The sequence below is a fragment of the Acidocella aminolytica 101 = DSM 11237 genome (assembly GCF_900129125.1).
Taxonomy (GTDB): domain Bacteria; phylum Pseudomonadota; class Alphaproteobacteria; order Acetobacterales; family Acetobacteraceae; genus Acidocella; species Acidocella aminolytica.
In genome coordinates this window covers 1-15,446 of sequence record NZ_FQVJ01000013.1, presented here as the reverse complement: position 1 = coordinate 15,446, position 15,446 = coordinate 1, and the positions used below count along the sequence as shown (strand labels likewise).

Annotated in this window: 10 protein-coding genes; 6 read left to right on the top strand and 4 right to left on the bottom strand. The window is 57.0% G+C overall.

Annotated features, from left to right (window positions below; translation table 11 throughout):
• Positions 1-12 precede the first annotated feature (12 nt).
• On the bottom strand, positions 13-951 hold the full coding sequence (locus BUB54_RS08730) for an asparaginase (RefSeq protein WP_048877382.1): 939 nt from the start codon (positions 949-951) through the stop codon (positions 13-15).
• A complete protein-coding gene (locus BUB54_RS08725) occupies positions 948-2,417 on the bottom strand; it encodes an amino acid permease (protein WP_048877381.1) in 1,470 nt (489 codons plus the stop codon). Before BUB54_RS08725 ends, BUB54_RS08730 begins: the two co-directional genes overlap by 4 nt.
• A 228-nt stretch (positions 2,418-2,645) precedes the next feature.
• Here BUB54_RS08725 and BUB54_RS08720 point away from each other — a divergent pair, with 228 nt between their 5' ends.
• The gene (locus BUB54_RS08720) at positions 2,646-4,064 is read left to right on the top strand and encodes an aspartate ammonia-lyase (protein ID WP_048877440.1); all 1,419 of its coding nucleotides are present in this window, start codon (positions 2,646-2,648) and stop codon (positions 4,062-4,064) included.
• Here the strand turns inward: BUB54_RS08720 and BUB54_RS08715 are convergent.
• Complete coding sequence (locus BUB54_RS08715) at positions 4,036-4,749, bottom strand: FadR/GntR family transcriptional regulator (protein WP_048877380.1); 714 nt, start codon at positions 4,747-4,749, stop codon at positions 4,036-4,038. The genes BUB54_RS08720 and BUB54_RS08715 overlap by 29 nt on opposite strands.
• Before the next feature lie 415 nt (positions 4,750-5,164).
• On the opposite strand from BUB54_RS08715, the gene BUB54_RS08710 reads away from it, so the two are divergent.
• On the top strand, positions 5,165-5,398 hold the full coding sequence (locus BUB54_RS08710) for a hypothetical protein (RefSeq protein WP_048877379.1): 234 nt from the start codon (positions 5,165-5,167) through the stop codon (positions 5,396-5,398).
• Between the two features lie 215 nt (positions 5,399-5,613).
• Here the strand turns inward: BUB54_RS08710 and yczR are convergent, their stop codons facing one another.
• Positions 5,614-7,041: a MocR-like transcription factor YczR gene (gene yczR, locus BUB54_RS08705; protein WP_199444645.1), complete on the bottom strand. Its 1,428-nt coding sequence runs from the start codon at positions 7,039-7,041 to the stop codon at positions 5,614-5,616.
• A 92-nt stretch (positions 7,042-7,133) separates the two neighbouring features.
• Here yczR and yczE point away from each other — a divergent pair, with 92 nt between their 5' ends.
• The 4 genes from yczE to BUB54_RS08685 all read left to right on the top strand — a co-directional run.
• The gene (gene yczE / locus BUB54_RS08700; protein ID WP_199444644.1) at positions 7,134-7,757 is read left to right on the top strand and encodes a membrane protein YczE; all 624 of its coding nucleotides are present in this window, start codon (positions 7,134-7,136) and stop codon (positions 7,755-7,757) included.
• Positions 7,758-8,627: 870 nt separating this feature from the next.
• Positions 8,628-14,663, top strand: a complete 6,036-nt coding sequence (locus tag BUB54_RS08695; RefSeq protein ID WP_048877377.1) for an autotransporter outer membrane beta-barrel domain-containing protein — start codon at positions 8,628-8,630, stop codon at positions 14,661-14,663.
• A gap of 204 nt (positions 14,664-14,867) precedes the next feature.
• Positions 14,868-15,068, top strand: coding sequence for a hypothetical protein (locus BUB54_RS08690; RefSeq protein ID WP_073211484.1), 201 nt, complete (start codon positions 14,868-14,870; stop codon positions 15,066-15,068).
• A gap of 137 nt (positions 15,069-15,205) precedes the next feature.
• On the top strand, positions 15,206-15,446 hold a 241-nt coding region (locus BUB54_RS08685), incomplete at its 3' end, for an IS630 transposase-related protein (RefSeq protein WP_139284844.1).

Sequence of the window (15,446 nt, the reverse complement as noted above, 5' to 3'; positions counted from 1 at the left end):
ATGTAACAAAGCCTATTTAAAAGCCGCGCGTATATCCTCTTTGTCCCGACCTGTGGCAAGAAGCGCCAGCAACAGAATCCGCGCTTGACCTGGCCTCAAAATCCTCGCGTGGATAGCTCCTGCCGCAGCAAGATCATGCCCGCCGCCGCCGCCGCCGTAGCCGCTTGTCAACAGCCCATGTGGCACACGGCTTGAGACGACAACAGGGATATCAAGTGCCGTACAATCTTTTACAGCCTCAACTAGGCATGGGTTGGCATTGCCAGACCCAAGTGCGGCTAAAACAATACCATTGGCGCCGGCAGCTAAGCTGGCTTGCATGTGTGTATGGTCGCAGCCTGGATAAACTGCGACAATGTCGACACGAATTTTGCTAATATCACCATCAAGCCGAGGACTTGATAGTGAGTCTATTCGCTTGGATTGTCGAAACGCATCGGCCCTTTCAGTAGAGTATTTATAGGTTCCCCAAACCGGCAGGAGCTTTGAGGCGAAATGTAGCAAAACCCCGCGACGGGCATGTTCAGGACAAAGAGCCGCTGCGATCGCACCGGAAAGATTACCGGGGCCGTCTGATTTTATATGGTCGGAAGTAAACTGTGCCCCCGTGAATATGACCGGCTTGGCAAGTTGGTACTGTAAATGCACAAGCAATGCCGTTTCCTCCATCGCATCCGTGCCATGCAAAACCACTACCCCCGCCACCTCGGGGTCGCACAATTGTATCTTCACTGCTTCGCTGATTTGTTGGATGTCATTCAACGTGAAGCTCGCGGAATCCTTTGCCATCAAATCGATGGCGCGGATCTGGCACTTATCGCGCGGCATTTGCGCCAGAAGGTTTTGTCCAGTCAGCGTAGGTGCACTTGCACCGCTGGCTCCCCGCTGGCTGGCGATAGTGCCACCAGTGGCAATAACTGCCACCAGTGGTTTAGTATGATTAAGGCTCACACGACCTCCTGGTTTGCTTGAAGCGTCTGTGCATCAACGGCCTCCTGACGGCGATTACGCATAAAATACCACCCTGAAACCAACAAAGGTATGATCACGATCAGAGACGCAATTGTCCACGTTCCGGTTGGGTAATCCAACGCCATCAACACCAAAACGCCCGCCAGAAAGAGGAGCGTGAGGATGCCAGTATAAGGGGCACCTATCATACGAAACGCTGGACGGGCAATTTCGCCACGCCGTGCCCTTAGCCAAAGCTTGAGTTGGCATAAAATGATGACGCACCAAGCGGAAATGATGCCCAAAGCTGCTACGTTAAGCGCGATCTCAAAAGCAGAGGAAGGCACAATGGCATTGAGTCCCACGCCGATCATGGTTACCACAGCGGTGACAGCAACACCCATATAGGGAACACCGGCTTTATTCATTTTCATTAATGCAACTGGCGCCGAACCTGAGACCGCCATTGAATGGAGAATGCGGCCTGTGGAATAGAGGCCGGAATTGAGGGAGGAAAGCACTGCCGTCAAAACCACCAGATTCATGATGATTGCGGCATCATGGTATCCTAGTTTGCCAAAAAACGTCACAAAGGGACTCTCGTTCGCGCTATACGCGGTGTAGGGGAGCAGCACAGCCAAAAGCAGCACAGAGCCTACATAAAACACGACCAAGCGCAGAATAACTGAGCGTATGGCAGCAGGCATTACCTTCATGGCGTTTTCGCTTTCACCCGCCGTCGTACCGATTACTTCGATCCCAGCATAGGCGAAAACAACCCCTTGCACGATGATCAATGCTGGCAAAATGCCATAGGGGAAAAAGCCGCCATGATTCGTTATAAGGCTAAAGCCCGGTGTGTGGCCATCCACGGGCGTACCTGTGACGACGAAATAGATGCCAATACACAAAAACGCTACTAGTGACGAAACCTTGAGCAAGCTGAACCAAAATTCCAATTCGCCAAAGACCTTCACTGACAGAAGATTCATGACCAATACCAGCAATAACGCTGACAACGCGAATATCCATTGCGGAATGCCCTGCAACCACGTCACATATTGCTGAAAGAAATTCATATATAGAGCTGCAGCGGTCACATCCGCCACTGAAGTCATGGCCCAGTTCAACCAATACATCCACCCTGCAGCGAACGCCATCTTCTCGCCATAGAATTCACGAGCATAAGAGACGAAGGAACCAGAACTCGGGCGATACATGATCAATTCCCCGAGCGCCCGCATTACCAAAAATGCAAAAAAGCCGCATAGTGCATAGACAAACACCAGAGCCGGGCCTGCCAGCGCAAATCGTCCGCCGGCACCGAGAAAGAGCCCAGTGCCGATTGAGCCGCCGACCGCAATCATCTGAATCTGCCGGCGTTTAAGGGCTTTTCGGTACCCTGAATCTTCAGAGATTTCGATTTGACGTTCGGTTGCCGCCCAAGCCTGTGTTTTCTCTGTCATAATTCCCTCTCCGCAGAGTTGTGTTTTTATGGGCTACGCCGATAGGCGCCGACATCCTCGTTTACTGTTCGGCAGCCGCGCTAGTGGCGCAGTTAATGTGACTAATATCTGTAAGGCAGCAATACAGCAATACCTATTGACCATCCAAACTCAGGAGGATAACCAAAATAAGTCGGACAGCCTGACAGATTTTCCATTAACAAACAAAGGCAAACGAACGTGGTTGAAATGCGTACCGAGTATGATCTTCTGGGAACAAAGGATATTCCGGCAGACGCCTATTGGGGCGTACACACGGCAAGGGCGATGGAGAATTTCCAGGTTACCGGCGTTCCAATCGGCCATTATTCCCACCTTATCCGTGGGTTAATGTTCGTCAAGGAGGCTGCCGCTTGCGCTAACCACGAATTGGGCCTGCTTGATGCCGAGCGGCTGACAGCAATCGTCCAGGCGTGCCAGGAGATCAGGGGCGGCGCGCTGCGCGAACAGTTTGTAGTTGACGTCATCCAGGGAGGAGCCGGGACGTCGACGAACATGAATGCCAACGAAGTGGTCGCCAACCGCGCACTCGAATTGTTGGGTAGCCGTAAGGGGAATTATGCGCGGCTTAACGCCAACGATCACGTCAATCTCAGTCAATCGACCAATGATGCCTACCCCACGGCGCTCAACATCGCGTTGATTGAGGCCGCTGACGAACTCGAATCGGCAATGGAGGAGCTGCAACAATCCTTTGAGCGCAAGGCACAGGCATTTCGTGACTTCCTGAAAATTGGACGCACCCAGTTGCAAGACGCTGTGCCTATGACTCTCGGCCAGGAGTTCCACACTTTTGCGGTTATGCTCGGGGAGGACAGGGCACGGCTGATCGAATCGTCTGCCCTGCTGCATGAAATTAATCTCGGCGCGACCGCGATCGGTACCGGCCTCAACGCGCCAACAAACTATGCTGAGAGGGCTTGCGCGCATCTCGTCAGGCTAACAGGTCGTCCACTTGTCACCGCCAGTGATCTCATTGAAGCAACTCAAGATCCCGGCGCCTTCGTTCATCTCTCTGGTGTTCTCAAGCGTATCGCAATTAAGCTTTCAAAAACCTGTAATGACCTGCGTTTGCTTTCCTCTGGCCCCCGCGCTGGCCTGGGTGAGATTTCTCTACCTCCGATGCAGGCTGGCTCGAGCATCATGCCAGGAAAAGTCAATCCGGTTATTCCCGAGATGGTAAATCAAGTCGCTTTCGTGGTCATTGGCAACGATATGACAATTACGATGGCCGCCGAAGGTGGGCAGCTTCAGCTTAACGCCTTCGAGCCCGTTATTGCGCGCTCTCTTCTCGATAGCCTTCTCTCGCTTGCTGCTGCTTGCCGAACCCTGGCAGATCGCTGTGTTGACGGCATTACTGCTCATGAGCAGGTTATGGCGCACCGGGTAAAAGAGTCCATTGGCCTTGCTACAGCGCTCAACCCGTTCATAGGTTATCAGGCGGCAACTCAAATCGCCAAGGAGGCGCTGGCGACAAATCGCAATATTGTAGAAGTTGCGATTGAAGGCGGCTTTTTAACTTCCGCCGAACTGGCGGATATTTTAACTCCAGAACGGCTGCTAAATCAGCCGGCAATCATTACTCACAAGTCTGATCTTGCCCAATAATCTTACTTAACACGGTTTTTACCTGGCCAAGATGCGCGCTCATGGCGGCCTTGGCCTCTTGTTCAGATCCCGCCGCGATCGCCTGGGCGATCCGGCGGTGCTCAACATTAGATGCTTCCCTTCGATGCGACATCAGATTGAGCAACGCCGATTGACGCATTAGGGCGTTCTGAATATCGCCAAGAACTTTCGTGAAAACGGCATTTCCTGAAGCCTCAATAATCAGGCTATGAAACTCTCCATCCAGCGTCCCCCACTCACTGAGATCGTCTTGCTTTTCCATCTTGTCACATAAGGTATGAAGCCGTAACGCTTGGCTTTCACTGCGGCGCAACGCTGCCCATCCTGCCGCGGGCACTTCTATGTGCGGGCGTGCCTCAACCAGATCACGGGCCAGATATGTTCCGTAGCTTAACTTAGGGTCCGGAGACGCCATAATCACAAACGTCCCGCTACCGGTACGTGTCTGGGTCAGTCCTAATGTCTGCAATGAGCGCAATGCCTCACGGATGACGGGGCGGCTAACCTTATAACTACGGGCAAGCTGTAGTTCTGAGGGCAGGCGCGCACCCACGGGCAAGCGCCCGGAGGTAATTGCCGAGCGTATGTCATCAAAAACAGTCTCTGCAGCGTTTTTCTTATCAACAGGATGTGCATTCGACAGCCATGCCGTCACGTCATTCATAATAATGCTCTTTACTAATACGCGCAGCGCTGCTCGCCATCTGGAAGGTATTGGCCTGAGCGGGCAGTTTCTTGACATTAAAGACTAAAGGGGTGGTCCCGGAATGGCAATGCCATGTTTGTTCTTTAGAGAGCGTTGATATTGTTTCTTTATTGTACCTTTAGTCGGAGAATGTCTAAAATTTCGTAAAATTTGTGTGGGTTCAGATTGAAACTGGTCAGGACTCCGATTTAAATCTGGTCACCTGGGGAGGCTATTTCCGTCGTTTTTGGGTGGGTCAGCAACTCGGGCATTTGCGCGTCGTGAGCAATCACGGGGGGAGGCGGACGGCGGTGAAGAGAGAGCTGACGATGAGGCAGATGCAATACACATTACGGCTGGCAAGTGAGGGTATCAGCGCGAGGGGATTGGGCGGATGCTCGGTGAGGCGCGGAGCACGATCCAGGATGATCTGAAGCGCGCCAGGGTGACGGGATTGACCTGGCCCCTGCCAGACGACGTGACCAACGCGGCGCTGGAGGTGCCGGATAATCTGAAGGCGTGCGTCAATGCGGAATGGAGTTCGGAGCGATTCTGTCGCTGGGGCGCCTCGGCCGCGCCCAACACCGAAGAGCTGATGATCGCTTTTCTGGCCGGCCGTTCCCACTAGGAGCAGGGGGCGGACATGTCTTGGCATCCTGCGGTTGTTCAAGGAGCTTAACAAGATCTGCGCCGAGGTAGTGACGGCACGTACCCTCGCGCATATTGCGTTCACCTATAAACGCATCGCCTCAATCATCGCCAGCAAGCTCGATTAACCTGGATGATAGGACCTTCTTCCATTCCGGAATAAAATTTTCCTCCTAAATTCCGTAAGTTAAAAAATTAGATTAAATGTTCAACCGTAATGACGCGCAATGGATCTTCAAAACTGTGGGGCGCGCGGCGATGAAGATGCGTGTTAGCTTGGTTAAGTCGTTCAACTGCCTGCTCGAGATGGTCCTCGGGCAACGTAAAGGGCAAGCGCACGAAACGCTCGAATGCATCCCCCACTCCAAAGCGCGGGCCTGGCGCAACATGCAGGCCAAAGCTTTGGGCCATCGCCGCAAGCGCAGAGGCTTCTGGGCGTGGTAATTCCGCCCACAGTGCTAATCCGCCCTGGGGCCGTGACGTACGCCAGTGAGGTAGTTGATCGGAAAGTAGCGCAATCAGTTTGTCGCAACGCATCTCCATTTCGGCACGATGCCCACCTGCCCCGCAACCCTTTTCCAGCATCACTGTGACGGTCAGTTGTTCCAGCACTGACGTTGCCATGTCGAAAATTGCCCGCAGACGACCTAGCGCTGCGATGCGCTGTTCGCTGGCGCGAATCCAACCAATCCGCATACCTCCCCAATAACGCTTGCTGGCCGAGCCAAGACTGATAACGAGGTGACCTTCTGGATCATGGGATGCGACCGCCGCAGGAACGGCGGTTCCAAAGCCTGTTTCAGCCATGGTTTCATCAATCAGTAGCGGTGTGCGTGTTCGGGAAGCGATTGCTATCAGGTCCCGTCGGCTGGCATCGTCCATCAGCCGCCCAGTGGGGACATGGAAGTCGGGTATCAGATAAGCAAAACGTGGCCCCGTCTGTCGAAACGCTGCGTCAAGGCCGGCAATATCCCAACCTTCCTCTGGGAGACTTACGGGCACCGGCTGACAGTTGTGACGTAAGATGGCACCCAACGCGTTGTGGTAGGTAGGGTGGTCAACCGCAATACGGTCACCTGGCGCCGCCAGCGCACGTAAAACAAGGCTAAGGCCATTTTGCGCGCCGCTTGTCACGATGATCTGGCTGGGCCGGGTAGGACAGCCGCGCGTTTCATAATCACGCGCAATCGCTTCTCGCAGGCAGGACAGGCCAAGGGGCTCATAGCCAATTCCCGCGAGGTAGCCGGGAAGGCGTTGCAGGGCTTCCTCGTAAGCCTGCCAAAGTCCAGCAGAGGCAGGCAAAGCAGCCGCAGTCCAGTCTATTAATGGTTCGCCCTGAAAAACATCACCAAATTCAACAGTGGTAGGTCCGCCGGGTAAATGAGTAACGCTTCCCGACCCCTGACGGCTCAAAAGAAAGCCCTCGTCTCGCAATTGGTTGTAAGCGGCTGTTACGGTCGTGCGGCTTAGGCCGATTGCTTGCGCAAGTTCGCGTTCTCCCGGAAGTCGAACCCCCAGACCCACGCGACCGTCTAAGATTAGCAGTCGTAGTGATCTAGCCAGCAGCCGGTATGTCGCATCGGTACTTTTATCTCCGCGCCAATTGCCGAGAAGACGCGACATAGAGCCAGCCCTAAGTGTGTTTGTATTCATGAGATAGCCATTATAGCAAAAGTGGCTATTTATAATAGAGCCATTCGCGCCAATTTGGTGGTATGTTCGATCGCATTCGTATTCACGTCCGTCTTGCTCAACTCCTGGTTGGTTTGAGTCTTTATGGCATTTCTATAGCCATGATGGTCCGGGCCAATCTTGGCCTCGCGCCATGGGACGTACTGACCCAAGGGCTTGCTCCACTGATTGGCCTTAGCTTTGGGCTGACGGTCAATCTAATCGGGCTCGGCGTTCTCTTGTTGTGGCTACCGTTGCGCCAACGTCCAGGACTAGGCACGGTATTGAACATTCTTGTGATAGGCATAGTCGCCGATATCGCCCTCGCTTTAATTCCGTCGCCGGAAGCCTACGGCTCACGGCTTGCGCTTCTCGGGTTTAGTATTCTGCTGAACGGCGTAGCAGGGGGAGCGTATATGGGGGCGGGGCTCGGTCCTGGTCCACGTGATGGTCTGATGACGGGTATTTGTAAACGCTCAGGCCTGCCCGTGAAACTCGTGCGGACAGGGATAGAAGCTATAGTGCTCTCAGTCGGTTGGGGGCTGGGAGGCACGGTCGGCGTTGGTACTGTTTTGTATGCGATTTGCATCGGGTGGGTGGTCCACCATGCATTACCGATCTTGGCCTTTGATAAAGTTCCCAGGAAACTTGCACCAATTACGGACTAAACTCAAAAGTCAATTGATTGCTTGAACTCTTGATTGGACTGTTAAGCGCGCACGGTCGGCTCGACCTGCTTGAAGCCCGTGTGATCGGCTCGCTGTAAAAATAGAGCCATCACATTTGCGTCAGAATTAATTTTGTACGCTGAATAGCTGTCCGATCCACATCACTCGGCATGGTACCGACATATGTCTCAATGACGGTTTCTTTAATCCCCGTGGATTATATCGTTGATAGTGTGGAGTATGTCATGCTTAACTGTTGGTTTTTAAATTATATCATATATCAACGAATTTTATTTTTGCTCTTCCCAGCTTGATTTCGAATCAAGGTATTTAACAATAACTCTCTTGTGATGGCATTAAACATACCATTTCCGATAAACTTGGTCTTTTCCATGTCCCAACAATTGTACGGCCGTTCCCTGCGTCGATAGTTACGGACCCCTTTCTTGTCGAAGGACACAAAGGATTCGCCACCCCGGCCACCTTGTCTTCATATGCCATCAAGCCGTCGGCGAAGTTACGCCCCGGCGCCACGGACTTGGTCGTTGACTTATACGACCCGCCTGGAATCTGAACTTGAGCCGGTGTGAATCCCAGGCGAGTGGTCACAAACGCGTTAACGCGGCACGGCTCAGCCGTAATCCCTGGAAGGCATTTCTGGTGCCGGATTTGGTAAATTTAAAGTAAATTCAACAAAGTGTGGTGCCATTTGGTACCGAAACCTCCGGGATAAGTCTCATAATTTGCTACAAATTGTCAAAAACTGCACTCAAGATTGAGGGTGGTCCCTCTTGATTTTGCCTACAAAAAAATTGCTTTTGTTTAATAAACGAGCGGTGATGGTCATCGTCGGCTGGCGGGAGCATAAAGATGGTGGCGCAGCATTGCATTTTGCGGCTGTTTGCATTCGGTTTTGTAAGCCTGATTCTCGCGGCACCCGGGTTTTCCCGCGCGCAATGTAACAGCAGCAATTCTCCGCAGCCGACGGCCTTGCAAACCTTTAACTACAGCAATCAGACGTTTACCGCCCCTTATGAATTAGTAAATATTGGCGAGAGCGGTTGTGCCGGTGCGTCCAGAGGTCTTGATACAAATGGTGATCCAGGCTCGCCCGGCCAGGCGTCCGGCGGGATCGACAATACGGCTTCGAACGTAAACATCTCCACACCGGGTTTTTTAGGGGGCGGGGGGGTAATTTTGGCGCTTGGCGGCAGCGGCGGTAACGGCGGTAATGCGGGCAATCCCGCATTCACGGATCAAGTTACAGGCGGCAACGGCGGTGCGGGAGGTGACGGTGGTGCCATCAGGGTCGAATTTTCTGGCTCCATCAAGGGGATAGGGATCGTTGTGGGATTTGCGGCGCTTAGCGAAGGTGGCGCTGGTGGTGCAGGAGGCAGCACCGGAACTTTCGGTGCCGGCGATAAACAAGGAGGGGCGGGAGCGGTTGGCGGCGGGGCGGCAGCCGTTCAGGTCACCGCGAGTGGTCAGGTTCAAGCCGCAAGCGAAGGGGTCGTCGCCGAAAGTGCGGGCGGCGCCGGTGGTGCGGGCGGTTCGGTGAGTACGAGCGATGTTTTGGTGACCAACTATGCTGGTAATGGCGGGGGTGGCGGTAATGGGAACTCAGCCTCGCTTAATTGGCAGAGCGGATCGATTCAGACGAACAAACAAGCCTCCCGGCCATCGATAGGTCTCTTCGCATATTCCATCGGTGGAGTCGGCGGCGCCGGTGGTGCGGCGTCCTACGGAGATACGGATTATGGTGGCACCGGGGGGGTGGGCGGCAATAGTAGCAACGCCACGGTCTCGATGACGGGCGGCTCGATTACGGTTAACGAAGGAAACTATAACTCATATAATGCCGCGGTAATTGCGCTCTCAGAAGGCGGCACCGGCGGTGCGGGAGGGTTCAGTGGCGATGGCGTCGGCGCGGATTCGGGCGATGGCGGCCAAGGGGGCGGCGCTGGCGCAGCCAGCGCGTCGGTTGATGGAACGATCAACTATATCGGCACTGGTACGGGTCCGGGGCATGCGATCTACGTCGAGTCAGCGGGTGGTCAGGGAGGTGTTGGTGGTTCCGCGAATGCGCTAGAGGGCGGCGCCGGTGGCGGGGGACGAGCCGGCGCGGGTAACGCGGCATCGTTGACATTGGGTGAGTCTGGGCAAATGGTGGCGGTAACCAGTAGCGGAAAATACGCCAACGTCGCCGTTGTACAGAGCATTGGCGGCGGCGGCGGAAATGGTGGTGTGGGCAACTTCCTGGCCGATGGCGGCACAGGAGCAACAGGAGGGGCTGGCGGCAATGTCAGCGCCGATTTCGTCAATGGCTCTTTGGTCACAAACGGCGCTGCGGCGAGCGGGCTAATCGCCCAATCGATTGGCGGCGGTGGCGGCATCGGCGGTGATGCAACTGGTATTGCCGTTGGTACGGCCTTGGTGGTTGGCGGTAATGGAGGTTTGGGGGGCAATGGCGGCAACGTTACGGTCCAGCTCGGCGCGAAAGCTATTATTGGTTCACTGAGTACGTTGGGCGACAATACCGTCCTGGCGCAGTCGATTGGCGGGGCGGGAGGCACGGGCGGAAGCGCGGTGGTGCGGGGCATTGGCGCCATTTCGCTGACGATTGGCGGCAAAGGCGGTAACGGTGGCTTGGCGAAAAACGTGCAGATCAGCAATGATGGTCTCGTTACCAGCTATGGCGATCACGCGGCAGGGCTTCAGGCGCAATCGATTGGCGGCGGCGGCGGTAAGGGCGGGGCGGCGGTTTCATTCCTTGGAGGAATTTTGCCGACCGCTTCTATCGCGATCGGTGGCAATGGTGGCGATGGCGGGGCGGCGGCGGACGCCACAATCACCAATATGGGTCAGGTGACCACCTACGGCTCCGACGCCTACGGCATCCTTGCCCAATCAATTGGCGGCGGCGGTGGTAGCGGCGGCGCTTCGGCGGCGCGCGTGGTCTCCCTCGCGCCGGGCGACAGCGTACCGGCGGTATCCTTTGCGCTTGGTATTGGTGGCCAAGGCGGTACCGGTAATACAGGTGGCGCGGCGAGCGTGACCAATAGCGGGATCGTCACCACGGCCGGCGAGGGCGCTTACGCACTCGTCGCGCAATCGGTCGGCGGTGGCGGCGGTGCCGGCGGCGATGCGACTGCGGCCTCCTATTCGGGCGGTGCAGCCTCGAACATCACCGTTTCATTTTCGACTGCGATCGGCGGTGGTGGGGGCAAGGGCGCAATTGGCGGCCTAGTCGGTCTCGATAATACAGGGTTACTGCTGACATATGGCGCGGACGCTTATGGCGCTTTTGCGCAGAGTGTCGGCGGCGGCGGTACCGGTGGCACTGGCGATGCAACTGCGACCGCAAACAATGCCGATGCGAGCTTTGGTGCGGCGATCAGCGTGGGGGGCAACGGCGGCAGCGGAGGCACTGGCGGCGCGGTCGACGCGGCCAGCAGTGGCGGCATTTTTACCACTGGTGATGGAGCCGATGGCATGTTCGCGCAATCGGTGGGCGGGGGCGGTGGTGCTGCCGGTGGCGGTACCGCCACCGCGAATGGCGACAGTCTGTCGATCAGTGTGGGTGTCGGGGGCTCTGGTGGTGCGGGAGGCGACGGCGGTAGCGTGACCGCATCCAACGCAGGCGCCATCGTCACCCGCGGCACCGACGCGGACGGGCTGCTGGCACAGTCCGTCGGCGGTGGCGGTGGCGTGGCCGGCAAGGGCGGTGCCACGGCCGGTGGTGTCACAAAAGTATCGAACGCAGGCAATCTAGCCACCATTCTGAGCCAGGGGCTCAATCTCGGCGCCAGCGTGACGCAGCCTATCGCCGGCATCTATGCGATCGCCAATCTGGCAAGCAACGCCTACGATGCTGCCAACGAACTTTACGGCATCGCGGCCCAGGCGGCTGGCGGGCCCTATGAGATCGGCAACGCGACAAGTATCGATGTCGGGGTTTCGGTGGGTGGAAAAGGCGGTGCAGCTGGCAATGGCGGTACGCTAAAGGTGGATAATACCGGCGAGATCAGCACGTTCGGCGCCCAGTCTGACGCTGTATTCGCTGAATCTGTGGGTGGCGGCGGTGGCAAGGGAGGGGCCGCGAGTTCGACGGACAGTTCGAGCGACGATTCTCGGACGCAGATCGCGGTCGGTGGCGGGGGCAACGGCGGTGCTGGCGGCAATGGCGGCGATGTCAGTGTCCTCAACGAAGCCGGCGCGTCGATTGAAACGCAAGGGGTGCTCGGATTTGGTATTCTCGCCCAGTCCGTGGGCGGTGGCGGCGGTTCGGCGGGGCTAGCGGGAACTGTCTCGGGCTCGCTCGCAAGCCTGTCGGTCGGAATCAGCGGCTCTAACGGCTCCTTTGGCACAGGCGGCAACGTGGATGTCACCAATGATGGTTCGGTCACCACCACAGCGAAGAATGGCATCGGCATCTTCACCCAGTCGATCGGCGGCGGTGGCGGGCTTGTCCGTACGATGACAACAAACGAAACTTTCAACCCCGCTTATGTCGCCAACAACCCACAGGGGCGCATTGGCGATGTCCAGGGTCTGTCATTGTCATTCAGAGGAAGCTCGAACACGACCGGCAATGCGGGCGCCGTGAAGGTCAAAGACGCTGGATTAATCACGACCACCGGCCGCGACGCGCACGCAATCGTTGAGCAGTCGATTGGCGGCGGCGGCGGCGCCGCGATCGGCGGGCAGGTCATCGCAGGGCAGCCAACAGGCGGAACCAGCAATGGCGATGCCAGCAAAGTGACGGTCGACACAACCGCTGGTGCTATAATCTCTACCGCAGGTGATGGCGCCTACGGTATTCTGGTGCAATCAATTGGCGGCGGGGGTGGACTGGGCGGCGACCTTGCCAATGTATCGAAGGTCCAGCAGCTTGCCGGCGGCACGAACGTCGTACAAGCGGGTACTGGCTCAGGCGGGCAAATCACCATCGGGCTGACGGGAACGATGTTAACGACTTCGGGCACGTTCGCGCCAGCAATCTACGCGCAATCGCTTGGTGGCGGCGGCGGCCTGGTCGCGGAGAATGGTACGTTATACAGCGGCGGGGCGGGGGGATCTGGCAGTGGGGGCGATGTCTCGGTGACGCTGGTTGATAGCAGCATCAGCGCCATAGGCGTCCAATCGCCGGGGATCGTCACGCAGACCAACGGGGCAGGCGGCGCCACGGTGTCCATCGATGCGCGGAGTTCCGTGACCGGCGGCACGATCAACAATGCCAACGAAACCTCGATGGCCGGTGCAATCTATATGCAGCAGGGTGTCGGCGACACGATTATTAACGCCGGTAAGATCATAGGCGCCGGAACCGTCAACCCCACGGCTGTGCTGTCTGACGTTGCTGTGCAGATTAACAACACCGGCACGATCACCGGTGCGGTTGACCTCGGCGGCAGCGGAAGCACATTCGACAATGCTATAGGTGGCACATTCGATCCAGGAACGACAATCAATCTCGGCACTGATGGCAGCCTCGTCAACGCGGGTAAACTCTATGTCGGTGGGGCCGGCACAATCGGCACCACCACCCTGACCGGCAACCTTTCGAACTCCGGCCAGATCGTGTTCGATGCCGATTTCGCGCATGGCGTGGGGGATGCGTTGGTGGTGACGGGCAAGGCGAACCTCACCGGGCAGATCAAGGTCGATCCGGTGACGATACGCAACACGACGCTCCGTCTGGCGTCGGCGGCTGGTGGGCTGAAACTCGACCCGGCGCTCGTCGCGGCGCCGAGCGCGACCGAGATATTCACCTACCGCTTCACCTCGGACGGCACCAATCTTTATGCCACGCCTGTGGCGCAGTTCACGCAGGCAGCGAGCGGGCTCGGCCAGGCGCAGCAGGCAGTTGCCAAACATCTGCAGACGATGTTCGACGCTGGCCAGCTATTCGACGCGGGCTATACCGCGATCGCCAGTCTTGCTTCGCCGCAAGCCTACGCAGCTACGCTCTACAGCCTGACCGGCCCGGCGCTGGGCGGGGTGGTGGCCGAGCGATATATGGCGACTAACCGGTTCGTCTCTGACGTCGATGGCGGATGCGACACTGGAGGCAGGTCCAGCTGTGGCTGGGCCCGGATCCAGGGCGGAAGCACTAGCCAGGGAGAGACATCAGACACGCTCGGCTATGATGCGACCTACCAGATGTACGAGACGGGGGGACAAACCCGCATCTCGGGTCGGCTCTACATCACCGGCGCGCTCGCCTATGAGCACTCTCAACTGAGCGACGCTTACGGTTATGGGCATATCCGCGGCGATAGCGTGCTTGAGGCGCTCGGTCTCCGCTACAGCGACGGCGGGCTCAACATTGTAGGGTCGGTCGATGGCGGCTATGGCTGGTATACTTCCAATCGCGAGGTGGTTGCGGGCGCTTACACGACGGTGGCGAACGCTCAGCCTCGGCTGTGGAACGTTGGCGTCGACCTGTACACCAGCTATCGTGTGTCGCTGGGGACGAGAAGCTTTGTGAAACCCTTTGCCGAATTGCGCGGTAGCGAGGTCCATTCCAGCGCTTTTAACGAGCAGAGCAGCTCAGCGTTTGCGCTCAGCGTGGAGAGCCAGGGCAACTTGGTGATGGCTGGCGCTTTTGGGGCGTCGTGCGGCACCACGATCGATCTTAACAAGCACACGCAGGTGAAGCCATTCATCAGCGCCGCAGCCGAACTCTCGGGTGGGGCTGATTGGAAAAGTACGGCCCGCTTCATGGGTGACGGCACCTCGCTCTTTACCGTCAGGACCAAGTTGCCTGGCGCGTATGGAAGGTTTGGCATCGGCGTCGACCTAGCCCGCGGACCTAATTTCGACCTCGTTCTCTCCTACGATCCCGAGTTCGGCAGCAACTATACGACCCAGCAGGGCGTCGCCCGTCTCACATACCGGTTTTGAGGAGTGTCTTAAACGCGACGGCTCGCCTAAGCGGTTCTAAACCAGCCGAATTGAAGCGGGCCGGTTCAGACAGGAGCCATTGGGATGCCAAAGAGGTGGATTGATGCCGGGCAGGTGGTTTTGATGCAGACGTAAATTGGGGTTCATAAGGCGCTGAAGCGCGAGATTGTAGAGGTATGTGCGTTGTCCCGCGTCTCAGTGTTGATGGCTGCACGGCAGTATGATGTGGACACCAACCAGGTTTTTTCGTGGCGTAATTTCTATGCTGAGGCGTCGGATGCGGCGGTACCACAGGCTTTGTCGGTGGTTGTGAAGCGGGAGCCGCCTGCGGCGTTGCCGCATCCGTCTCCTCTTTCACCGGTTCCCATTGCCGATGTCATAGAGATTGAGCTGCCGGGCGGTTAACGGGTATGGATCGGTAGCAATATCAAACCGCACGTCGATGAGTTGCTGACCTACAATGGACTCAATCCGGAACCTATAGTGATTCCCATTAACAACGTTACGCGCTAAACTCTGTCATCTTTAATGGGTGTCGGCGGATGAGCTACAGCGTTGATTTGCGTAAGCGTGTTGTTGATTACGTGCGCCAGGGTGGAGGGTGCACCGAGGCTGCGCGGATTTTTGACGTCAGCCGCATGACCATCCACCGCTGGCTTTGCAGAGAAGATTTGACGCCGAGACCTGCCAAGGAGCGCCGGCGTAAGCTCGATAAAGCGGCTCTGGCGGCGCATGTTCTCGAACATCCCGAGGCCCTTCTGAGGGAGCGGGCCGAGGCGTTTG

Bases quoted from the DNA above. Each gene is read 5' to 3' on its own strand.
- BUB54_RS08725 (WP_048877381.1), bottom strand. From the start codon at position 2,417: ATGACAGAGAAAACACAGGCTTGGGCGGCAACCGAACGTCAAATCGAA.
- BUB54_RS08720 (WP_048877440.1), top strand. From the start codon at position 2,646: ATGCGTACCGAGTATGATCTTCTGGGAACAAAGGATATTCCGGCAGAC.
- BUB54_RS08715 (WP_048877380.1), bottom strand. From the start codon at position 4,749: ATGAATGACGTGACGGCATGGCTGTCGAATGCACATCCTGTTGATAAG.
- BUB54_RS08710 (WP_048877379.1), top strand. From the start codon at position 5,165: ATGCTCGGTGAGGCGCGGAGCACGATCCAGGATGATCTGAAGCGCGCC.
- yczR (WP_199444645.1), bottom strand. From the start codon at position 7,041: ATGTCGCGTCTTCTCGGCAATTGGCGCGGAGATAAAAGTACCGATGCG.
- yczE (WP_199444644.1), top strand. From the start codon at position 7,134: ATGTTCGATCGCATTCGTATTCACGTCCGTCTTGCTCAACTCCTGGTT.
- BUB54_RS08695 (WP_048877377.1), top strand. From the start codon at position 8,628: ATGGTGGCGCAGCATTGCATTTTGCGGCTGTTTGCATTCGGTTTTGTA.
- BUB54_RS08690 (WP_073211484.1), top strand. From the start codon at position 14,868: ATGGCTGCACGGCAGTATGATGTGGACACCAACCAGGTTTTTTCGTGG.